This window comes from Bradyrhizobium sp. U531 (assembly GCF_051710265.1).
Lineage (GTDB): Bacteria > Pseudomonadota > Alphaproteobacteria > Rhizobiales > Xanthobacteraceae > Bradyrhizobium.
Map to the genome: position 1 here is coordinate 1,149,257 of NZ_JASVEN010000001.1, position 19,490 is coordinate 1,168,746.

At 65.7% G+C, this 19,490-nt stretch carries 21 protein-coding genes; 11 read left to right on the plus strand and 10 right to left on the minus strand.

The window, feature by feature from the left end; translation table 11 throughout:
• Positions 1–46: 46 nt before the first annotated feature.
• The gene (surE, locus tag QRQ56_RS05695) at positions 47–814 is read left to right on the plus strand and encodes a 5'/3'-nucleotidase SurE (RefSeq protein WP_438738228.1); all 768 of its coding nucleotides are present in this window, start codon (positions 47–49) and stop codon (positions 812–814) included.
• A gap of 111 nt (positions 815–925) precedes the next feature.
• Here the strand turns inward: surE and QRQ56_RS05700 are convergent, their stop codons facing one another.
• Entirely contained in the window at positions 926–1,294 is a 369-nt protein-coding gene (locus QRQ56_RS05700; protein ID WP_438738230.1) for a response regulator, read from the minus strand.
• 226 nt (positions 1,295–1,520) lie between these two features.
• Here QRQ56_RS05700 and QRQ56_RS05705 point away from each other — a divergent pair, with 226 nt between their 5' ends.
• On the plus strand, positions 1,521–2,171 hold the full coding sequence (locus tag QRQ56_RS05705) for a protein-L-isoaspartate(D-aspartate) O-methyltransferase (RefSeq protein ID WP_438738232.1): 651 nt from the start codon (positions 1,521–1,523) through the stop codon (positions 2,169–2,171).
• Between the two features lie 109 nt (positions 2,172–2,280).
• The gene (locus QRQ56_RS05710; RefSeq protein ID WP_438738234.1) at positions 2,281–3,678 is read left to right on the plus strand and encodes a peptidoglycan DD-metalloendopeptidase family protein; all 1,398 of its coding nucleotides are present in this window, start codon (positions 2,281–2,283) and stop codon (positions 3,676–3,678) included.
• Between the two features lie 176 nt (positions 3,679–3,854).
• Here QRQ56_RS05710 and QRQ56_RS05715 read toward each other — a convergent pair whose 3' ends face one another.
• Positions 3,855–4,871, minus strand: coding sequence for an ATP-binding protein (locus QRQ56_RS05715; protein WP_438738236.1), 1,017 nt, complete (start codon positions 4,869–4,871; stop codon positions 3,855–3,857).
• Between the two features lie 180 nt (positions 4,872–5,051).
• Here QRQ56_RS05715 and yajC point away from each other — a divergent pair, with 180 nt between their 5' ends.
• The 6 genes from yajC to QRQ56_RS05745 are packed head-to-tail and all read left to right on the plus strand — an operon-like array spanning position 5,052 to position 10,717.
• Positions 5,052–5,429, plus strand: coding sequence for a preprotein translocase subunit YajC (gene yajC, locus QRQ56_RS05720; RefSeq protein WP_438738238.1), 378 nt, complete (start codon positions 5,052–5,054; stop codon positions 5,427–5,429).
• A 47-nt stretch (positions 5,430–5,476) separates the two neighbouring features.
• The gene (gene secD, locus QRQ56_RS05725) at positions 5,477–7,081 is read left to right on the plus strand and encodes a protein translocase subunit SecD (RefSeq protein ID WP_438738239.1); all 1,605 of its coding nucleotides are present in this window, start codon (positions 5,477–5,479) and stop codon (positions 7,079–7,081) included.
• 16 nt (positions 7,082–7,097) lie between these two features.
• Positions 7,098–8,123 carry a protein translocase subunit SecF gene (gene secF, locus QRQ56_RS05730; protein ID WP_438738241.1) on the plus strand — a complete coding sequence of 342 codons (1,026 nt, stop codon included), beginning with the start codon at positions 7,098–7,100 and terminating at the stop codon, positions 8,121–8,123.
• Between the two features lie 60 nt (positions 8,124–8,183).
• On the plus strand, positions 8,184–8,567 hold the full coding sequence (locus QRQ56_RS05735; protein ID WP_438738242.1) for an Mth938-like domain-containing protein: 384 nt from the start codon (positions 8,184–8,186) through the stop codon (positions 8,565–8,567).
• Complete coding sequence (locus QRQ56_RS05740) at positions 8,564–9,427, plus strand: phytoene/squalene synthase family protein (RefSeq protein WP_438738244.1); 864 nt, start codon at positions 8,564–8,566, stop codon at positions 9,425–9,427. The genes QRQ56_RS05735 and QRQ56_RS05740 overlap by 4 nt, the downstream gene beginning before the upstream one ends.
• A 45-nt stretch (positions 9,428–9,472) precedes the next feature.
• On the plus strand, positions 9,473–10,717 hold the full coding sequence (locus QRQ56_RS05745; protein ID WP_438738245.1) for a threonine ammonia-lyase: 1,245 nt from the start codon (positions 9,473–9,475) through the stop codon (positions 10,715–10,717).
• Between the two features lies 1 nt (position 10,718).
• Here QRQ56_RS05745 and QRQ56_RS05750 read toward each other — a convergent pair whose 3' ends face one another.
• The 5 genes from QRQ56_RS05750 to QRQ56_RS05770 all read right to left on the minus strand — a co-directional run bounded on the left by QRQ56_RS05750 (position 10,719) and on the right by QRQ56_RS05770 (position 15,458).
• Complete coding sequence (locus tag QRQ56_RS05750; RefSeq protein WP_438738247.1) at positions 10,719–11,897, minus strand: aminotransferase class V-fold PLP-dependent enzyme; 1,179 nt, start codon at positions 11,895–11,897, stop codon at positions 10,719–10,721.
• Between the two features lie 76 nt (positions 11,898–11,973).
• Positions 11,974–12,555 carry a CAP domain-containing protein gene (locus QRQ56_RS05755; protein WP_438740080.1) on the minus strand — a complete coding sequence of 194 codons (582 nt, stop codon included), beginning with the start codon at positions 12,553–12,555 and terminating at the stop codon, positions 11,974–11,976.
• Positions 12,556–12,649: 94 nt separating this feature from the next.
• Positions 12,650–13,744, minus strand: coding sequence for an AMP-binding enzyme (locus tag QRQ56_RS05760; protein ID WP_438738249.1), 1,095 nt, complete (start codon positions 13,742–13,744; stop codon positions 12,650–12,652).
• A 7-nt stretch (positions 13,745–13,751) separates the two neighbouring features.
• On the minus strand, positions 13,752–15,179 hold the full coding sequence (gene trmFO / locus QRQ56_RS05765) for a methylenetetrahydrofolate--tRNA-(uracil(54)-C(5))-methyltransferase (FADH(2)-oxidizing) TrmFO (RefSeq protein ID WP_438738251.1): 1,428 nt from the start codon (positions 15,177–15,179) through the stop codon (positions 13,752–13,754).
• Between the two features lie 126 nt (positions 15,180–15,305).
• Positions 15,306–15,458 (minus strand): DUF1127 domain-containing protein, encoded by a 153-nt coding sequence (locus tag QRQ56_RS05770; protein ID WP_092028666.1) that lies wholly within the window; start codon positions 15,456–15,458, stop codon positions 15,306–15,308.
• A gap of 689 nt (positions 15,459–16,147) precedes the next feature.
• On the opposite strand from QRQ56_RS05770, the gene QRQ56_RS05775 reads away from it, so the two are divergent.
• Entirely contained in the window at positions 16,148–16,411 is a 264-nt protein-coding gene (locus tag QRQ56_RS05775) for a hypothetical protein (protein WP_298245649.1), read from the plus strand.
• Between the two features lie 75 nt (positions 16,412–16,486).
• Here QRQ56_RS05775 and QRQ56_RS05780 read toward each other — a convergent pair whose 3' ends face one another.
• The gene (locus tag QRQ56_RS05780) at positions 16,487–17,311 is read right to left on the minus strand and encodes a lytic murein transglycosylase (RefSeq protein WP_438738253.1); all 825 of its coding nucleotides are present in this window, start codon (positions 17,309–17,311) and stop codon (positions 16,487–16,489) included.
• Between the two features lie 130 nt (positions 17,312–17,441).
• Positions 17,442–18,350 (minus strand): DUF2189 domain-containing protein, encoded by a 909-nt coding sequence (locus QRQ56_RS05785; RefSeq protein WP_438738255.1) that lies wholly within the window; start codon positions 18,348–18,350, stop codon positions 17,442–17,444.
• Positions 18,351–18,684: 334 nt separating this feature from the next.
• Between QRQ56_RS05785 and QRQ56_RS05790 the strand changes: the two genes are divergently transcribed.
• Positions 18,685–19,086 carry a DUF3597 domain-containing protein gene (locus QRQ56_RS05790; protein WP_438738256.1) on the plus strand — a complete coding sequence of 134 codons (402 nt, stop codon included), beginning with the start codon at positions 18,685–18,687 and terminating at the stop codon, positions 19,084–19,086.
• Between the two features lie 52 nt (positions 19,087–19,138).
• On the opposite strand, the gene QRQ56_RS05795 is transcribed toward QRQ56_RS05790, so the two are convergent.
• On the minus strand, positions 19,139–19,414 hold the full coding sequence (locus tag QRQ56_RS05795) for a GNAT family N-acetyltransferase (protein ID WP_438738257.1): 276 nt from the start codon (positions 19,412–19,414) through the stop codon (positions 19,139–19,141).
• Positions 19,415–19,490 lie beyond the last annotated feature (76 nt).

Genomic DNA, 19,490 nt, shown 5'->3' on the forward strand with positions numbered 1-19,490 from the left:
CCGGATAAGACGGCCCGGACCCCACTTATTGGAATCGACCCCTCGCATGCGCATCCTCTGCACCAATGACGACGGCATCCACGCTCCCGGCCTCAAGGTCGTGGAGGAGATTGCGCGCGCGCTGTCCGACGACGTCTGGGTGGTGGCGCCCGAGCTCGACCAGTCCGGCGTCTCGCATTCGCTGTCGCTGAACGATCCGTTGCGCTTGCGCGAAGTCGGGCCGCGGCACTTTGCCGTGCGCGGCACGCCGACCGACTGCGTCATCATGGGCGCGCGTCATATCCTCGGGGCCAAGCTGCCGGACATCGTGCTGTCCGGGGTCAACAAGGGCCGCAACGTCGCCGAGGACGTGGTCTATTCCGGCACCATCGCCGGCGCGCTGGAGGGCACCATTCTGGGGCTGCCGTCGTTCGCGCTGTCGCAGGAGTTCAGCGTCGAGACCCGCGATCGGCCGCAATGGGACACCGCGCGCAAGTTCGGCCCCGACATCCTGCGCAAGGTGATCGCCGCCGGCATCCCCAAGGACACCGTCATCAACGTCAACTTCCCGTCCTGCGCGCCCGAGGACGTGCTCGGCATCCGCGTCACGCGCCAGGGCAAGCGCAATCTCGGCTTCCTGAAGATCGACGAGCGCAGGGATGGCCGCGGCAATCCCTATTTCTGGATTGGCTTCGAGCGCGCCGCGATGATGGACACGCCGGCGGACGGCACCGATCTCGCAGCCCTTCGCGAGCGCTACGTCTCGGTCACGCCGCTCAGGCTCGACCGCACCAATGAGGCGTTTTCGGAAGAGCTCAGCGCGACGCTGAAGTAACGCGAGCTGCCGTAGCCCGGATGGAGCGAAGCGAAATCCGGGGCCATCGCTCGTGGCGAGATTCCCGGATTGCGCTGCGCTCCATCCGGGCTACGGGGCCGGCGGTTGTGGCTACCCGCCGCGGAGCGCGGCTTCGATGGTCTTGCCGAGCGCGTCGAGCTGGAACGGCTTCTGCAGCGCCGGCCGGTCGCGGTACTGCTCGGGCAGGCCGGAGGAGCCATAGCCGGTGGCGAAGATGAAGGGGCAGCCCTTGGCCTTGATGACGTCGGCGACCGGCGAGATGACCTTGCCGTTGACGTTGACGTCGAGAATGGCGATGTCGAACTCGGTCGCCTGGGCAAGGCGCATGGCCTCGTTGATGTCGCCTGCCTCGGCTGCGACCTTGTAGCCGAGCTCCTCGAGCATGTCCGCGACCATCATCCTGATCATCACCTCGTCTTCGACGAGGAATACAGAGCGGCCGGAAAGCCCTGCGGTCATTGTTGAGTCCTTGCCCATTGCCGAAAACGTTCGCAGATAACACGAATCGACGCAATGCGCGCTTCGACGAACGGATGCCTGAAAATGGTCATCGCGGCTTGCCCGTGGCAAGCCATTTTGTGGTCAAATGCACCGCGGCAAGGTTATCATGGGTTCCTGAGCAGGAACAAGATTCCGCGTCCCGGTTTGACGCCGATCGGGGCCGGCAAGACAGCGTCAGCAGGCAATGACCTCTCAACAGCATCCGCCGGAAAAGATGATGTTTCAGCTTTCGCTGAGGCGTCGGGGCATCAGCGATCAGGCGGTGCTGCGAACCATGGAGGAGGTGCCGCGCGAGCGATTCGTCGATGAGGCCGACCGCGAGGGCGCCTATCGGGACAGCGCGCTGCCGATCGCCTGCGGGCAGACCATCAGCCAGCCCTTCGTCGTGGCCTACATGACCGAGCAGCTTCAGTTGCAGAAGAAGCATCGCGTGCTCGAGATCGGGGCTGGTTCTGGCTATCAGGCAGCCGTGCTGTCCCGGCTCGCCGGCCAGGTCCTGACGGTCGAGCGCTATCGCAAGCTCGCAGATGCCGCGCGCGCCAGGCTGGAAAAGCTGGGCTGTCACAATGTCGAGGTGATGCTCGGCGACGGGCTCAACCTGCCGCCCAACATCGGCCCGTTCGATCGCATCATCGTCACCGCCGCGATGGAGCAGATCCCCGAGAACCTGGTCGAGCGGCTGGAGGTCGGGGGTATTCTGATCGCGCCGGTCGGCCCGCATCAGGGCGTGCAGACGCTGGTCCGCCTGACCCGCACCGAAGGGGGGATCGAGCGCAAGGAACTCGTCGAAGTCCGCTTCGTGCCGGCGCTGCCGGGGGTGGCGCGGGAGCTGTAGAATTCCGGATTGGCTGTGCCGCCAACGTCTTATTGAGAGGGTTAAGCCGTTATTTACTCGGCGCGTGTTTACTTAAAACACCAGTTCTGTTGCGTACGAGTGAGTAACCATGTCCGCTGTCGCCGAGTTGCTTTACTCGCGCCGCGTGCCGCAGGTCGCGGTGCTGGCGCTGATCTCCTTCAGCTTCGCAGGGTGCAGCGCCGACATGTCGTCGCGACTGTCCCAGTCGAACTTCTCCAATCCCTTCTCGTCCGAGGCGACCGGTTCGGTGCAGCAGGCACCGCCGCAGCAGCCCCGTGAGCTGCCGCAATATTCGCGGCCGCAGACGCAGCCCGGTTATTACCAGTCGCAGCCCTTGCCGCCGCCGGCGGTGTCGGCGCCGCAATCCTATCCCGTTGCGGGCGGTGGCGGCGTGTCCGGAGGCGGGCGCGGCGTCAGCTCCTACGCGCCCCCGGCGCAGCCGCATCTGGAGACCACGGCCACCGTGCCGCCGCGCTCCGTTGCGGCGGCGCAGCCGGCCGGCGGAACCAAGATCATCGTCGGCACCAGCGATACGCTCGACCTGCTCGCCAAGCGCTACCGCGTCACGCCGCAGGCGATCCTTGCCGCCAACGGCTACAAGGGCCCGCGCGCGCTCTCGCCCGGCCAGCAGCTGATCATCCCGCATCCGGCCACGGCCGCTGCACCCGCAGCAGCGCCTGCGCTGGCTCCGGTCGCGGCAGCTCCCGTTGCGAAGCCGGTTGCGGCCATGGCTGCGCCGCCGAGCACGCACTTCGTCAATCACGGCGACACGCTCGCCAGCATCGCCCGCAAGAACCACATCTCGTCGGCTGATCTGGCCCGTGCCAACGGCCTCGATCCCTCGGCCAAGCTGAAGCTCGGCACCAGGCTGACCGTGCCCGGTGCCAAGACCGCTGCCCTCGCAGCGCCGGTTGCCGCGGCTCCCGTCGGGGCTGCTCCGGTTGCGGGGACGCTCCAGCCCGTCGCGGCTGCGCCTGCGCCCGCCATGAAGGTGGCCTCCGCTGCCGCGCCCGTGCAGAGCGCGCGCCTCGCTCAAGCCACCGCAAATGTCGAAGAGAAGCCCGCCGCTGAAGCTCCCGCGAAGGCCGCGGAGACCACCAGCGCGCTTCCGACCTTCCGCTGGCCGGTCCGCGGCAAGGTGGTCACCAGCTACGGCGCCAAGACCAACGGCAAGTCCAACGACGGCATCAATCTCGCGGTGCCCGAGGGTACGCCGGTCAAGGCGGCTGAAGACGGCGTCGTCGCTTACTCCGGCAACGAGCTGAAAGGTTACGGCAATCTGGTCCTGGTTCGGCACTCCAACGGCTACGTCACCGCATATGCCCATGCGAGTGAGCTGATGGTGAAGCGCGGCGATACGATCAAGCGCGGTCAGGTCATTGCCAAGTCGGGTCAATCCGGGGAGGTGGCGTCGCCGCAGCTCCACTTCGAGATCCGCAAGGGATCGAGCCCGGTTGACCCGCTTCAATTCCTGAACGGGGCGTGAGACCTACGCAGAGTAGGGCGCGCAATCACAACAAGCACACTGTCATCGCCCGGCTTCGACCGGGCGATCCAGTATTCCAGAGACAGTTGTTATTGAGCCGATAAGCCGCGGCGTACTGGATCGCCCGCCTTCGCGGGCGATGACAGTTGTGGGAGCGGCGATAGCTTCGGCTTCCGCTACTTCGACGTCAGCTTGACGCCCAGACGGCCCGCCAGCTCCTGCACGAACTGCCAGGCGACGCGGCCCGAGCGGGAGCCGCGGGTGGTCGACCATTCCAGGGCCTCGCGCTCCAGCGCCTCGTCGTCGATCTCGATGCCGAAATGGCTGCAATAGCCGCGCACCATGGCGAGGTATTCGTCCTGGCTGCAACGGTGGAAGCCGAGCCACAGGCCGAAGCGATCCGACAGCGAGACCTTCTCCTCGACGGCTTCGCCGGGATTGATCGCGGTCGAACGCTCGTTCTCGATCATGTCGCGCGCCAGCAGATGACGGCGGTTCGACGTGGCGTAGAGGATGACGTTCTCGGGCCGGCCCTCGATGCCGCCTTCGAGCACGGCCTTGAGCGACTTGTAGGACGCGTCGTTGCCGTCGAAGGAGAGGTCGTCGATGAACACGATGAAGCGGAAGTCGGAGTGGCGCAGCTTCTCCATCAGCATCGGCAGCGTTTCGATGTCCTCGCGGTGGATCTCGATCAGCTTCAACTTGTCGACGGGCTTGCGGTCCGCGTTGATGCTGGCATGCGCCGCCTTCACCAGCGACGACTTGCCCATGCCGCGCGCGCCCCAGAGCAGGGCGTTGTTGGCGGGCAGGCCGCCCGCGAAGCGCTCGGTGTTCTCCATCAGGATGTCGCGCATCCGGTCGACGCCCCTCAGCAGGAACAGCTCGACGCGGCTGACCCGCGGCACGGCCGAGAGGCGGCCGTCGGGGTGCCAGACATAGGCGTCCGCCCGTTCGAACGACTCAATCTCGACGGTCGGCTTGCCCTGGGCGGCGAGGTGCGCCGCAATGGTCTCCAGCGCGCGGACGATGCGCTCCTGGGAGAGGTCCGGAGCCGCCTTCAGAGGGGCCTTGGCGGTCCTCTGTACGGTTCTCTTGGACGCCCCCTTGGGGCGATTTGCCGCGACGCGGGCGGGCTTTCTGGCAGGGGTACGGGGGCCTTTGCCGGCCGGGCTTTTGCTAAGGTTTTTGGGCATGTCCGAAGTTCCTGAGAACGCAGCCTTATCGGGCCTGAGCAGCCGCCGCAAGGTGGCTAAAAGGGCGGTCTGGCAGCGTTGCAATTGGGGCAATGGCCGCTATAGTCCGCGCGAATTTGCCGAGCCGGTCGCCTTTGAGGGCCTGACCGGCTTTCCCCCGTTCTCACGAGGATCGTCCGAATGCTGATTACCCCTGCGTATGCCCAGGCCGCGGGCGCCGGCGACACCAACAGCATGTTGATGTCGCTGCTGCCGTTCGCCCTGATCTTCGTGATCATGTACTTCCTGATTCTGCGTCCGCAGCAGAAGAAGGTCCGCGACCACGCCGACCTCGTGAAGAACATCCGCCGCGGCGACACCGTGGTGACCTCGGGCGGCCTCGTCGGCAAGGTCACCAAGGTCGTCGACGACGACCAGATCGAGTTCGAGATTGCCGACGGCGTGCGCGTGCGGCAGATGCGCTCGATGGTCTCGGGTGTGCGCGCCAAGGGCGAGCCGGCCAAGGAATCCAAGGAAAGCGCGAAGGAAAGCGCCAAGGACGACGCCGCGTCGAAGTGAGCGCTTCCGCGAGCATCTCAAGTCTCCTGATCTGACAGGTCCAGTCGATGTTGTATTTCACGCGGTGGAAGGCGCTGGGGGTTATCCTGACGGCGCTGATCGTGTGCCTCTGCGCGGTCCCGAACTTCTTCCCTGAGGCGCAGGTCAAGACCTGGCCGGCCTGGGCGCAGCGTCGCCTTGTGCTCGGTCTCGACTTGCAGGGCGGCTCCTCTCTGCAGCTCGAGGTCGATTCCAATTACGTGAAGAAGGAAAAGCTCGACCAGGTTCGCGATGACGTCCGTCGCGTGCTGCGCGAGGCCAAGATCGGCTTCACTGGCGGCGTCACCGTGCGCAACGACGCGGTCGAGGTTCGCATCACCAAGGACACCGACCTTCAGCCGGCGCTCGCCAAATTGCGCGAGCTTCCGCAGCCGATCGGCGGCCTGATGGGGTCCAGCGGTCAGCGCGACCTTGAAGTCACCGATGCCGGTGGCGGCTTGATCCGCCTCGGCATTCCCGAGGCTGCGATGATCGAGCGCTTGCGCAAGACCATCGAGCAGTCGATCCAGATCGTCGAGAAGCGCGTCAACGAGCTCGGCACCGTCGAGCCCATCATCCAGCGTCAGGGTAACGACCGCATCCTGGTGCAGGTCCCGGGCCTTCAGGATCCGACGCGCCTGAAGGAGTTGCTCGGCAAGACCGCGAAGATGGAATTCCGCATGGTCGATCCCTCGGTGCCGCCGGATCAGGCGCAAGCGGGCAGGTTGCCTCCGGAATCCGAGCTCCTGATGAGCGCATCGCCCCCGCCGACGCCCTATGTGGTCAAGAAGCAGGTGCTGGTTGCGGGCGGCGATCTGACCGACGCCCAGGCGACCTTCGACCAGCGCACCAATGAGCCGGTGGTCAGCTTCAAGTTCAATACGTCGGGCGCGCGAAAGTTCTCGCAGGCCACGCAGGAGAATGTCGGGCTGCCCTTCGCGATCATCCTCGACGGCAAGGTGATCTCGGCGCCAGTCATTCGCGAGCCGATCACCGGCGGCCAGGGCCAGATCTCAGGCAGCTTCACCGTGCAGTCGGCCAACGATCTCGCGATCCTGCTGCGCGCCGGCGCGCTGCCCGCACCCCTGACCGTGGTCGAGGAGCGCACCGTCGGTCCTGGCCTCGGCCAGGATTCGATCGACAAGGGTGAGCTGGCGGCCTATGTCGGCTCGATTCTCGTCATCGTCTTCATGCTCGTGACCTACCGGCTGTTCGGCGTGTTCGCCAACATCGCGGTGGCCATCAACGTCGCCATGATCTTCGGCCTGCTGTCGCTGCTCAGCGCCACTCTGACGCTGCCCGGCATCGCCGGCATCGTGCTCACCGTCGGTATCGCGGTCGATTCCAACGTGCTGATCTACGAGCGCATCCGCGAGGAGCTGCGGGGCGGGAGAAGCCCGATCTCGGCGATCGATGCAGGCTTCAAGCGGGCGCTTGCGACCATTCTCGACTCCAACATCACCACCTTCATCGCCGCTGCCGTGCTGTTCATGATCGGCACCGGACCGGTTCGCGGCTTCGCCGTAACGCTCGGCATCGGCATCATCACCACCGTGTTCACCGCCTTCACCATGACCCGCCTGATCGTGGCGTGGTGGGTGCAGTGGAAGCGGCCGAAGACTGTGCCGATTTGACCATTCGAGGCCGGCTGTGACCACCACTCAACTCGTTCTCATTTCTCTCGGCGTCCTGATTGCCGTGCTGACCGTGGTCAGCGTGCTCGGTCTCCTGCCGTCGCTGCGCATCGTGCCAGACGATACGCATTTCGACTTCACCCAGTTCCGCCGCATCTCGTTTCCGATCTCGGCGACGCTCTCGATCATCGCCATCGTGCTGTTCTTCACGCATGGCCTGAACTTCGGCATCGACTTCAAGGGCGGTACCTTGATGGAGGTGCGCGCCAAGTCGGGCACCGCCGATCTTGCGCAGATGCGCACGAGCCTTGGCGCCCTCGGCCTCGGCGAAGTCCAGCTGCAGCAATTCGGCGGTCCAGCCGACGTGCTGCTTCGTGTTGCCGAGCAGCCGGGCGGCGACAAGGCGCAGCAGGCCGCCGTGGACAAGGTGCGCGGCGCCCTCGGCGACTCCGTGGACTATCGCCGCGTCGAGGTGGTGGGCCCGCGTGTCTCCGGCGAGCTGCTGGGCTGGGGCATGGCCGGCCTGATGCTCGCGATCGGTGCGATCCTGATCTATCTCTGGTTCCGCTTTGAATGGCAGTTCGCGCTCGGCGCCATGATCGCCAACGTGCACGACATCGTGCTGACGATCGGCTTCATGTCGATCAGCCAGGTCGATTTCGACCTGACCAGCATCGCCGCGCTGCTGACCATTCTCGGCTATTCGCTCAACGATACCGTCGTCATCTACGATCGTATCCGTGAAATGCTGCGGCGCTACAAGAAGATGCCGATGCCGCAGCTGCTCAACGAGTCCATCAACTCGACGCTGTCGCGCTCGATCATCACCCACGTCACGGTGACGCTGGCGCTGCTCGCCCTGCTGCTGTTCGGCGGTCACGCCATCCACAGCTTCACCGCGGTGATGATGTTCGGCGTGGTGCTGGTCGGCACCTATACGTCGATCTTCATCGCGGCGCCGATCCTGATCTATCTCGGCGTCGGCGAGCATCGCGAGGATGCGAAAGACGAGGCCCCGCCGGCGAAGAAAAGCAAGGCATGATCCGAACCGCATGCCCCCGCAGGCGTTTGCGAGGGCAATAGGCTCATTCGGACGAAGCACATGGCCGGCGATCCCAACGCACCGCATTTTCCGCGCTCGGCGCCGATCGAGGCCTATGGCAAGGGCGGCTTCGCCTTTGCCGGCATGTCGCATCGGGGATCGCTGCTGTGCCTGCCCGAGGCGATCTGGGCCTGGGATGTGACGGACCCTGCCAAGATCGACCGCTATTCGCTGGACCGGGTGTTCGCAGCCGCCAACGGCATCGACACGCTCCTGGTCGGCACCGGAACCGGATTGTGGTTGCCGCCGCCGGAGCTTCGTCAGGCCTTGAAAACGGTGAGGGTGGTGCTGGACACGATGCAGACCGGCCCCGCGGTGCGCACCTACAACATCATGATCGGCGAACGGCGGCGCGTTGCGGCCGCGCTGATCGCTGTGCCATGAGTGCAGCCGCAACGCCGCCCGACAACGTCTCTTTCTGCGCCGATCTCGTCCGCAGCCACGACTTTCCGCGCTATGCCGCGACCCTGTTCGTGCCCGCTGCCGAGCGCCGCGCGTTGCTGGCGCTCTATGCCTTCAATGTCGAGATCGTCCGCGTCCGCGACCAGGTCAGCCAGCCGCTGCCCGGCGAGATCCGTTTTCAATGGTGGACCGATCTGTTCTCGGGCCTCGTGCACGGCAGCGCCGAGGGCAATCCGGTCGCGGCCGAGCTGCTGCGTGCGATCCGCGATTTCGAGCTGCCGGTCGAGCCGTTGTCGCTGCTCGTCGACGAGCATCAGTTCGACCTCTACAACGATCCGATGCCCACCATGGCCGCGCTGGAGGGCTATCTGGCCGCGACCTCATCGGCACTGTTCGATCTCGCGGCCCGGATCATGGCGCCGCCGTCGGAGGCGGCCGAGCATCTCGCCCGTCATGCCGGGCTGGCGCAGGGCATCGTGCAGGTCATGACGAACCTGCCGCGCGATGCATCACGCCGGCAGCTGTTCCTGCCGCAGGAGGTGCTGGCGAGCCATGGCTGCCAGATGGAGGACGTGTTTGCCGGTAAGGACACGACGGCCTTGCGGGCCGTGCTGGAGCAGCTTGCGGGCGAGGCGCAGCAGCATTGCGCCACGGCGCTGGCGCTGCTGGCGGACGTGCCGCCGGCGGTGCGTCCGGCGTTCCTGCCGCTGAGCCAGGTCAGGGCCGATCTCAAGCGCCTGTCGCAGCCTGGCCGCAATCCGTTCGTGCCGCAGCCGACGTCGCGCCTGCGCACGCTCTGGACGCTGTGGCGGGCGTCACGTTCCCGGGAATTTACCAAATAGCGGTTGGCTTATCGCCCCGAACCGTTGGATGCTCTATGCTGTCCCATGGCTGAGTTGTCCCACATCACATCGCCCGACCTCAGCGGCTTTCCGGTCGCGCCCGATGACATTCATGCTGCCGCCGACACCATTCGCGGCGCCGTCGTCGAGACGCCCTGCAGCTACAGCCGCACGCTGAGCAACATCTGCGGCTGCGAGATCTGGCTCAAATTCGAGAACCTTCAATTCACCTCGTCCTTCAAGGAGCGTGGCGCGCTCAACCGCCTCACCGCGTTGACCGCGGAGGAGCGTGGGCGCGGCGTCATCGCGATGTCGGCGGGCAACCACGCACAGGGCGTTGCCTATCACGCCAAGCGGCTCGGCATTCCCGCCACCATCGTCATGCCCGTCGGCACGCCGATGGTGAAGGTCGAGAACACGAGGCATCACGGCGCCGAAGTGGTCGTCACCGGCGCGACGCTGGAGGAGGCGGCGACGTTCGCGCGCAGCCACGGCGAGGCCCGAGGCATGATCTTCGTCCACCCCTATGACGATCCGCTGGTGATCGCGGGCCAGGGCACCGTCGGGCTGGAGATGATGAGAGCGGTGCCGGAGCTCGACACGCTGGTCGTCCCGATCGGCGGCGGCGGCCTGGTCAGCGGCATCGCCATCGCCGCGAAATCGATCAAGCCGTCACTGCGCATCCTCGGCGTCGAGGCCTGGCTCTATCCCTCGATGTACAACGCCATCCATGACGGCAATCTGCCGGCGCGGGGCGATACGCTCGCCGAAGGCATCGCGGTGAAATCGCCCGGCAAGATCACCACCGAGATCGTCCGCCGCCTCGTCGACGACATTGCGCTCGTCAACGAAGCCGAGCTCGAGCGCGCCGTCGCGACCCTCATCTCGATCGAGAAGACCGTGGTCGAGGGCGCCGGCGCCGCGGGTCTTGCCGCACTGATGTCCGATCCGAGCCGCTTTGCCGGCCAGAAGGTCGGGCTCGTCTTGAGCGGCGGCAATATCGACACGCGGCTGATCGCATCGGTCCTCACGCGCGAGCTCGCCCGTGAGGGCCGGCTGACCCAGCTCTCGCTCGACATTCCCGACCGGCCCGGACAACTGGCCGCGGTAGCTGCGCTGCTGGCGGAGGCCGGCGCCAACATCATCGAGGTCTCGCATCAGCGGACCTTCTCCGACCTGCCGGCCAAGGCGACGCTGCTGCAGCTCGTCATCGAGACCCGCGACGCCGCGCATCTCGACGAGGTGATGGCAAGGCTCAGCGCATCCGGATTGAGCGCGCGCTGCAGCTGACCTATCGCCGTGCCAATCCCGCGAGATGGCCGATCAACCGGTCGACCTCGGCTTCCGTGTTGTAGTAATGCGGCGAGGCCCGCACGACGTTCGGCAGCGAACGCGTTTCGGCGTCGATGCGCGTGCTCGCAGGATCTGACGCCCCGATCGTGATGCCGGCCGCGCCGGCGCTGCGGACGATATCCTCCGCCTCGTGGCCGTCCAGTGTGAAGCTGACGATCGCGCCCGGGTTGCGTCCGAGGTCGCGAATGGTGATGCCGGGAAGGGCGGCAAGGCCGCTGCGAAGGCGGCCGGAGAGCATTCGGCAGCGCTGCGCGATCGGAGCGATTCCGATTGCGAGGGCGTAGTCGACAGCCGTGCCCAGACCGAGCCGGCCCGCGTAGTTGTTCTCCCAGTTCTCGAAGCGGCGGGCGTCGTCGCGCAATTGATATGTGCCACGCGAGACCCAGGGTGCCGCAAAATGGTCGATCATCGGCGGCTCGAGCTGTTGCAGCAGCGCCCGGCGGACGTAGAGGAATCCCGTGCCGCGCGGGCCGCGCAGGAATTTGCGGCCCGTGGCCGACAGCATGTCGCAGCCGATCGCTTCGACATCCACCTCCATCTGTCCGACCGCCTGACAGGCGTCGAGCAGATAGGGGATGCCGTGCGTCCGCGCGATCTTGCCGATCGCCGCCGCCGGATTGACCAACCCGCCATTGGTCGGAACCCAGGTGACCGCGATCAGCTTGACGCGCTCGTCGATCATGCGCTCGAGCGCGCCGACGTCGAGCTCGCCAGTGGCGTCGCTCGGCACCACATCGATGACCGCGCCGGTGCGTTTGGCGACCTGAAGAAAGGCGACGTAATTGGCCGCGTATTCCGCTTCGGCGGTCAGGATCCGGTCGCCTTTGCGGAACGGCAGCGAATAGAACGCCATCTGCCAGGCGACCGTCGCATTCTCCACCAGGGCGATCTCGTCGGGCGCAGCATTGAGCAGACGCGCCACCGAGCCGTAGACTGAATCGAGCCGTTGCGCCTCGCGGTCGGCGGCCGCATAGCCGCCGATCTCGCTCTCGAGATCGATGTGCTCCTTCAACGCCGCGACGACCGGCGCCGGCATCAGGGCCGCACCGGCGTTGTGGAGATAGGTGAGGCGGGAGGTGGCCGGCGTGTCGGCGCGAATTCGGTCGATGTCGATCACTCATGCCCTCCGCTGCTTGCGAGCTCGTGCCTGGATTAGGCGCGTTGCCGGGCGCGAGCAAGATGGCCCGGCCGCCTCAGATGCAGAGGCTGAGCAGCTTGATGTGGCAATTGCTGGATTTGGGCTTGGACTCGGATTTCGGCTTGCTCGCAGGCGCGGCCTCGCGCTTCACGGCAACGAGGGGTTCCCCGTCCTTTTTGCCCTTGCCCTTGTCCTTGCCCTTCGGCTCGTAGTCGCCGGCAATGACCATGGCCCAATAGGTGCGCTTGCCGCTGGCGTTCTTGGCGCTGGCGATGCCGACGCGCGAGGCGTTGCGCAGCAACAGGTTCTTGCGGTGCCCGGACGAGTCGATCCACTGGCCGAGCGTCTTCTCGAAATTGTCGTAGCCGTAGGCGATGTTCTCGGCGGCGCGGCCCGCGCCGGCCGGCGCGACGCGGCGGTTGAAGGGGCCGAGCGCATCGTGGCTGAGGTCGTCCTTCGCCGCCATCGCCTTGGCCTGGTCCATGGCGATGCGGTCGAGCGTCGAATCGCGGACCACGCGAACCTCGCCGTGCTTGAGGCGGAAGCTGGAGATCTGCTCGGCCGGAGAATCCGCCATCGCGGGCGCAGCCATGAGCAGCAGGAAACCTGCGACCAGACCGCCAACGCCACGACGCATCATCGTCCCCCGAATGCCCATGAATCTCGCCACGCCCGAATGATCCGCCCGCTTCTCTATCGCCAATGTGGACGCTTCAAGGCGCAGCCATCCGTCAGTTCGCCGGCAAATCCGCCTCGAAGTTGAAGCGGTCGCGCAGGTTCTTCCGCTGCTCCAGGATGTCCTTGAGGAAGGCGCGGTCCTGGTCGTTCTTCATCATGGGCTCGATCAGGTCGAGCTGGTTCATGGCGACGAGCTGCAGGATCTCGGTGCGCGGCTTGCCGCTGGCGTCGCGCGGCAGCGCGTGCACGATCTGGATGTGTTCCGGCGGCTTCGGGCCCTTGGCGGCGGCGAGCTCGTTCCGCAGCTCGCCCTCGAGCGCGGCCTGATCGGCTTCGACGAAGGCGTAGAGCCCGACGCCGGATCGGCGATCGGCGAACGCGACGATGGCGGTGTCGCGCACGGCCGGATTCTTGCGGATCAACGCGCTCAGCACCGGTGCGTCATTGACGAGCCTGCGGCCGCCGCCTTCGCGATCGGTGAAGTTGAACAGGCCGCGCGTGATGGCGCGATAGACCTTCTTGCCGGTGGCGAGCCACAGGCTGGCCGCGAACGACTTCTTGGCGAGGATCTTTCTCTCGCGCGGCGTTAGCGCTTCCGGCGCGTAGGAGCGCTTGTGCTTGAGCAGATGGCGGAGGTCTTCGTAGGCGAGGATGCGATAGAGCCGGCCGCGGCGATTGAAGCACGCTGCAAGCTGGAAGTCGGTCACATAGGCGCGGCCGTCGCGGCCGAACAGCCAGTTCTGCTCCTTGGCGAGATCGTTGTGGCAGATGCCGGCGCGGCGCAGCCGGCGCAAGGCGGCCTTGGCCGAACGGAAATAGGCGAGGTCGCCATGGGGCTTCGCAAGATGCAACGCGACGCCGTCCACGAAGCCGCGCACCAGCGCGCGGCGGCCGGCCCAGAGCAGCTCGGGGCCGACGTCGAGGCCCTTGGCGAGCTGCAGGGCATGCTTCTCGCGCGCGAACAGATGGCGTGCCAGCACGAATGACCACCACGGCACCTCGTCGAGGCGGCGCAGCACGGCGTCGACTTCGCCGCTGTCGCCGCGGAAGCGCCCGCGCTCGACGGTCGAAAACACGTCGCGCTTGAGCAGTACGCCCTCGGTCCAGCGCGCCGAGAGTGCCGCGGCGTCGTCTTTGGGGAGGCTCATTGCAAACTCACGCGGCTGCGGCGATGCGCAAATGATCGGCGATCCAGCGATCGAGATCGGCGAGCGCCAGCGCGCTCATCGCCTGCTTCTTGGCCACCGTCTTCTCGTTGCCGCGCAGCCGCGTACCGTCGGGCTTCTTGGTCGGCACGGTCGCAAGCGGCGGGAACAGGCCGAAATTGATGTTCATCGGCTGGAACGAGCGCGTGCCCGGCTCGATGGTCTCGATATGGCCGCCGGTGATGTGGCCCAGCAGCGATCCCAGCGCGGTCGTGCCCGGCGGGCTCGCCAGCGTCTCGCCGCGCGCGTCGGCCGCGGCATAGAGGCCGGCGATCAGGCCGACGCTGGCGGATTCCACGTAGCCCTCGCAGCCCGTCATCTGTCCGGCGAAGCGCAGCCGCGGCTGCGCACGCAGGCGGAGCTGGCCGTCGAGCAACTTGGGCGAATTGAGGAAGGTGTTGCGATGCAGGCCGCCGAGGCGGGCGAATTCGGCCTTCTCGAGTCCTGGAATGCTGCGGAAGATGCGCTGCTGCTCGCCATATTTCAGCTTCGTCTGGAAGCCGACGATGTTGTAGAGCGTGCCGAGCTTGTTGTCCTGGCGCAGCTGCACGATCGCGTAAGCCTTGGTGGTGGGATCGTGCGGGTTGGTGAGACCGACCGGCTTCATCGGGCCGTGGCGCAAAGTTTCGGGGCCACGCTCCGCCATCACCTCGATCGGCAGGCAGCCGTCGAAGTAGGGCGTGTTGGTCTCCCACTCCTTGAATTCGGTCTTCTCGCCGGAGATCAGCGCGGCGACGAAGCCGTCATACTGCTCCTTGGTCATGGGGCAGTTGATGTAGTCGGCGCCAGTGCCGCCTGGACCGACCTTGTCGTAGCGCGACTGGAACCAGGCCACCGACATGTCGATGGACTCGCGGTGCACGATCGGCGCGATCGCGTCGAAGAAAGCGAGCGCGTTCTCGTCGGTCAGCTCGCGGATGGCGTCAGCCAGCGGCGCAGAGGTGAGGGGGCCGGTGGCAACGATGACGTTGCTCCACTCGGCCGGCGGCAGGCCCTGGATCTCGCCACGCGCGATCTCGATGAGGGGATGGTCGTTGAGGGCCTTGGTGACGGCGGCCGAGAAGCCGTCGCGATCGACGGCCAGCGCGCCGCCGGCGGGCACCTGGTTGGCGTCGGCCGCCCGCATGATCAGCGAGTCGAGCCGGCGCATCTCCGCATGCAACAGGCCGACTGCGTTGTTGGCGGCGTCGTCCGAGCGGAACGAATTGGAGCAGACGAGCTCGGCGAGCCCGTCGGTGCGGTGGGCCTCGGTCATACGGTCCGGCCGCATCTCGTGCAGCACCACGGGAACGCCTGATTTGGCGATCTGCCAGGCGGCCTCGGAGCCGGCAAGGCCCGCGCCGATCACGTGCACGGTGTTGGATAAGGGTCCTGTCATGGGGCGGACAGGTAGCGCTTTTCGGCGAAGAGTGGAATCGCCGAGATCGAGTTTTCTGCCGCTGAAAACGACAGCGCCCGCGCGAGGCGGGCGTTATCGGTTCGTCCAGTGATGGGCTGAACGATATCAGCCCTGGTACTGACCGGCGGCGACGCGCGGGATGTCCGAGCGATCGAGGCCGATGTCGGCCAGTTCGCGATCGCTGAGCTGGGACAGCTCGGCAACATTGCGCTGATAGTCACGGAAAGCCTGAACCATACGGATGAGCGAGAGCAGCATTGGTAGTCTCCTGTAGTTCGATTCAGCCCTTGCCCGGGCCTCATCGTTGGAATGAATATAGATGGGAGTGGTGCACTGCGAAAGTTCCGATGTTGCGATGCAGCTAAGCGCTGGAAGCATAACACTCGTAACGGACGATTAACCTGAGAGCGCTCCCGCCCAGGGCGAGGGCAGTGTGGGCGCCGGTTCGCCGTAAACGCCCGTGAATTCACGTGGTTACGGGATTCTACGTAGGTCCATCTGGCGACGAAATAAGCTGCATGTCGCCAAGAGACAAGCCACCGGATCAGCTTCTGAACCCAAGTCTTGCATGCGCGAATCGCATGGGAGCGGATTCGATAAAATGAATAGATATTCAATTCATGGTCGTGTCGCGGCCCCCGAACAAGGCGGCGATTCGCTTCGCTAGGGGGAACAGAATGGACGAGACAATCTTTCCCTTGCGTTCGGCGTCTCGCGCCTGTCGAGACATCCCGCCTCGCTGCAGTGCACACGTTGAACGTGCAGCGTTCATTACGTGGGTGTAATGAAAATCAGAAATTTCGCATGCGCCTCTGCGCTCCGCGCAACATCACGCACATCTCGCGAGGAGTTTACTGCGACAAGTTGCCACGTCCGCAGAGAGTGTCCCCGCAGAGTCTCGCAATGTCGCTGGATCTGCTCAAGAACAAGAGAAGGGAAGTAACATCATGACGAAGTTACTCGGGGTTATCGCCATTGCCGCCGTCGCGTTCGCCGTTGCACCGGCCCAGGCCGCCAAGCACGCCATGGGCGGCTGCAGCTCGGCCAATCTGGAGAAGACGGAAACTGCGATCGAGGCCATGCCCGACGGCGACAGCAAACTGGTTGCCCAGAAGGAGATCGCCTCCGCGCAGGATTCGATGCTCAACGGCAAGATGGGCGCGTGCGGCATGCACCTGAACAAGGCGATGCACGCCACCATGGGCAAATAGAATCGTCGAGATGTAAACGCACAAGGAGAGGGCCGGTCGCCGGGCGATCGGCCCTACGCGTTTGTTGAGGGATCTCTAGGGCGCGCGGGCGAGCTGGGCCGCGAAATAGGCGACGGTCTTGGAATAGACCTCGCTCTTGTTCCACTGCTGCAGCACCGCAAAATTCGGGCTGCCCGGTTGCCAATCCTTGCCCTTCTGCCAGCCATAGCCGGCGAGATAGTTGGCGGTCGAGGCGAGCACGTCGGGCGCGTTGTGCAGGAGGTCGCGCTTGCCATTGCCGTCGAAATCGACGGCGTATTTCATCCAGGACGACGGCATGAACTGGGTCTGGCCGAGCTCGCCCGCCCAGGCGCCCTTCATCTCGGCCGGCGCCAGATCGCCGCGCTGGACGATGCGCAGCGCGTCCATCAGCTCGGCGCGAAACTGCTCGGCGCGCCGGCAGTCATAGGCCAGCGTTGCCAGCGAGCGGATCGTGGCGAACTTGCCGGTGTTGACGCCGAAATCGGTCTCCAGGCCCCAGATCGCGATCAGGACCTCGCCGGGAACGCCATAAGCCTGCTCGATGCGCGACAGCACCGAGCCGTATTGCTTCATCCTGTTGGAGCCGCGTTCCAGGCGTGGCGGCACCATGCGGCCGGAAAACTCCTCGAAGGTCTGGCTGAAGACCTTCTGCGAGCGGTCGCGGTTGAGCACGCTCTGGTCCAGCGTCACGCCGGTGAGCCCTGCGGCGATGGCCTGTTGCGAGATGCCTTTGGCGGCGGCCTCGGTTTTGAATTCAGCGAGCCAGGCATCGAAATTGCCCGAACCGCAGGCGACAGCGGCGAGCGCTGGCTGGGCGGACAAGAGGGATGCGGAGAGGGCGAAGGCTGCGAGAGCGAGACGAGAAATCGTCGAGGTCATTCGAGGTAATGAATTCCGTGAAGCGATCGGACCGGCGCGCGCAATCTCGGTCGGAACCGCGGCCAAAGCAAGGCGTGCGACAGGGCGCGATCCTGCCCGAGCCGGGGCAGGATCGCATGTCACGATAACGTCAGGCGTCGGTCCGGTTGCGCCAAGGGAAGAGGTTGGCCGGGAAGTCGGCGGCCGGCTTGCGCGGACGGTGCGGCGGGGGCGGCACCGGACGTGCGCCGGGCTCCGAGACGATCACCTTGCGGTAGAGATGCCAGGTGGCATGGCCGAGCAGGGGGATCACGACGGCAAGGCCGAGGAACGCCGGGATCGTGCCGAGCGCGAGCAGCGCCGCCACGATCAGGCCCCAAATCGCCATCGGCACCGGGTTTTTCGCGACAACGCGCAGCGAGGTGCTCATCGCCTCGAACGCGCCGGCATGGCGGTCCAGCATCAGCGGGAACGACACGGCGCTGATGCAGAGCGCGGCAAGCGCGAACAGGAAGCCGGTACCGCAGCCGACCACGATCAGCCACCAGCCTTGCTGCGTCGTCAGCACGCGCCGCATGAAGTCCGGGATGCCGGTCACGCCCTCATAGCCGAACGCCGCGATATAGATCGCCTGCGCGGTCGCAACCCAGGTCACGAACAGGGCGAGCAGCAGCGTACCGAGACCGAGCATCGCGCCGAACGAGGGCGAGCGCAGCACCTCCATGGCGTCCCAGGCGCTGGCTTCCTCATAACGTTCGCGCCGGCTGGAGAGCTCGTAGAGGCCGAGCGCGGCGAAGGGGCCGATCAAGGCGAAGCCCGCGGCCAGCGGAAACAGAAGCGGAATGACCGAATAGCCCATCGCCACGCGGGCGATCACGAGGCCGAGCACCGGATAGATCACGCAGAGGATGATGGCGTGGCTCGGCACCGCCTTGAAATCGTCCCAGCCGCGCCTGAGCGCATCGTGCAAGTCGGAGAGTTGGATGGTTCGGATCAACGGTCCGGCCGCGTCCGCGGTTTGACCGATCGTGGGGACATTGCCCTGGTAGAGTGTGGCCATGGTCGCTAGCTCCCTTGCCGAGCGGCCGAATCCGGCGCCGGCAAACGGCGCGAGCGGCCGCCATTCTTGAGTTTCGCGAGTCCGACCAGACGCGAATTCCGGAAGGCATCGCGAGCTGAACGCAAAGCGTACGCCTATTTCCGAGTCCTGTCCCTCACGCTTGGGTGAAATTCGATGCCGCAGCGCACCTTCAACGACGTCATTCGGTCGTCATTTCGCCGTAGATAAGCTGATGCTGCGCTATGGTTCGCAGAACTTCGCGGGCGCAACGACGTAACTTCGTCTATAAGTGCCACTCAAGGCCCTTCCAACGGATCCTTTTCGGGGAGCAGACATGAGCATTTTCGGGAAAATCATGAGCGCGATCTTCGGCAGCTCGCCGGCTTCCGCCGCGCCCGCCGGTGGCGCAGCGCCGGGCAGTGCGCCTGCAGGGGCCGCGCCGGGAGCATCGGCGCCGGCTTCCGCGCCGATGGCGGCCGTCGACGTGGCGGAGATCGTCGACAAGGCGGTGGCCGCGCACAAGGGTGAGAAGCTCGAATGGCGCACCTCGATCGTCGACCTGATGAAGGCGCTCGACATCGATTCCAGCCTCGCTGCGCGCAAAGATCTCGCCAAGGAGCTCGGCTACACCGGCGACATGAACGACTCGGCCAGCATGAATGTCTGGCTGCACAAGCAGGTGATGTCCAAGCTCGCCGCCAATGGCGGCAAGCTTCCGCCGGAGATCAAGCACTGACCGAACACCGGTCGTGCCGGAAGGGCCCGCGATCTCGCGGGCCCTTTTGCTTTCAGGCGACCAGATCGGCATCCTCCGGATGCCGGTCGAGATAGTCGACGACGAAGCCGCAGCCGGCGATCACCTTCCTGCCGTCGCGCCGGATCAGATCCAGCGCGCCCTTGACCAGCTCGGAGCCGATGCCGCGCCCGCGCAGCGCGCGCGGCGTCTCGGTATGGGTGATGATGACCGCCGTCGGCGTCAGCCGGTAATTGGCGAACGCGATCTCGCTGCCGACGTCGAGCTCGAAGCGGCTCCTGTCCTTGTTGTCCCGTACCGATGCCGCCATGCAAGATCCTTCCGACGTGCTGTTTGCTCTGATCTAGGCGCCTGAACCGGCCCTTGCCAAGGTGCGACCAAGGAGG

Bases quoted from the DNA above. Each gene is read 5' to 3' on its own strand.
- surE (WP_438738228.1), top strand. From the start codon at position 47: ATGCGCATCCTCTGCACCAATGACGACGGCATCCACGCTCCCGGCCTC.
- QRQ56_RS05700 (WP_438738230.1), bottom strand. From the start codon at position 1,294: ATGACCGCAGGGCTTTCCGGCCGCTCTGTATTCCTCGTCGAAGACGAG.
- QRQ56_RS05705 (WP_438738232.1), top strand. From the start codon at position 1,521: ATGACCTCTCAACAGCATCCGCCGGAAAAGATGATGTTTCAGCTTTCG.
- QRQ56_RS05710 (WP_438738234.1), top strand. From the start codon at position 2,281: ATGTCCGCTGTCGCCGAGTTGCTTTACTCGCGCCGCGTGCCGCAGGTC.
- QRQ56_RS05715 (WP_438738236.1), bottom strand. From the start codon at position 4,871: ATGCCCAAAAACCTTAGCAAAAGCCCGGCCGGCAAAGGCCCCCGTACC.
- yajC (WP_438738238.1), top strand. From the start codon at position 5,052: ATGCTGATTACCCCTGCGTATGCCCAGGCCGCGGGCGCCGGCGACACC.
- secD (WP_438738239.1), top strand. From the start codon at position 5,477: ATGTTGTATTTCACGCGGTGGAAGGCGCTGGGGGTTATCCTGACGGCG.
- QRQ56_RS05735 (WP_438738242.1), top strand. From the start codon at position 8,184: ATGGCCGGCGATCCCAACGCACCGCATTTTCCGCGCTCGGCGCCGATC.
- QRQ56_RS05740 (WP_438738244.1), top strand. From the start codon at position 8,564: ATGAGTGCAGCCGCAACGCCGCCCGACAACGTCTCTTTCTGCGCCGAT.
- QRQ56_RS05745 (WP_438738245.1), top strand. From the start codon at position 9,473: ATGGCTGAGTTGTCCCACATCACATCGCCCGACCTCAGCGGCTTTCCG.
- QRQ56_RS05755 (WP_438740080.1), bottom strand. From the start codon at position 12,555: ATGCGTCGTGGCGTTGGCGGTCTGGTCGCAGGTTTCCTGCTGCTCATG.
- QRQ56_RS05760 (WP_438738249.1), bottom strand. From the start codon at position 13,744: ATGAGCCTCCCCAAAGACGACGCCGCGGCACTCTCGGCGCGCTGGACC.
- trmFO (WP_438738251.1), bottom strand. From the start codon at position 15,179: ATGACAGGACCCTTATCCAACACCGTGCACGTGATCGGCGCGGGCCTT.
- QRQ56_RS05770 (WP_092028666.1), bottom strand. From the start codon at position 15,458: ATGCTGCTCTCGCTCATCCGTATGGTTCAGGCTTTCCGTGACTATCAG.
- QRQ56_RS05775 (WP_298245649.1), top strand. From the start codon at position 16,148: ATGACGAAGTTACTCGGGGTTATCGCCATTGCCGCCGTCGCGTTCGCC.
- QRQ56_RS05780 (WP_438738253.1), bottom strand. From the start codon at position 17,311: ATGACCTCGACGATTTCTCGTCTCGCTCTCGCAGCCTTCGCCCTCTCC.
- QRQ56_RS05785 (WP_438738255.1), bottom strand. From the start codon at position 18,350: ATGGCCACACTCTACCAGGGCAATGTCCCCACGATCGGTCAAACCGCG.
- QRQ56_RS05790 (WP_438738256.1), top strand. From the start codon at position 18,685: ATGAGCATTTTCGGGAAAATCATGAGCGCGATCTTCGGCAGCTCGCCG.
- QRQ56_RS05795 (WP_438738257.1), bottom strand. From the start codon at position 19,414: ATGGCGGCATCGGTACGGGACAACAAGGACAGGAGCCGCTTCGAGCTC.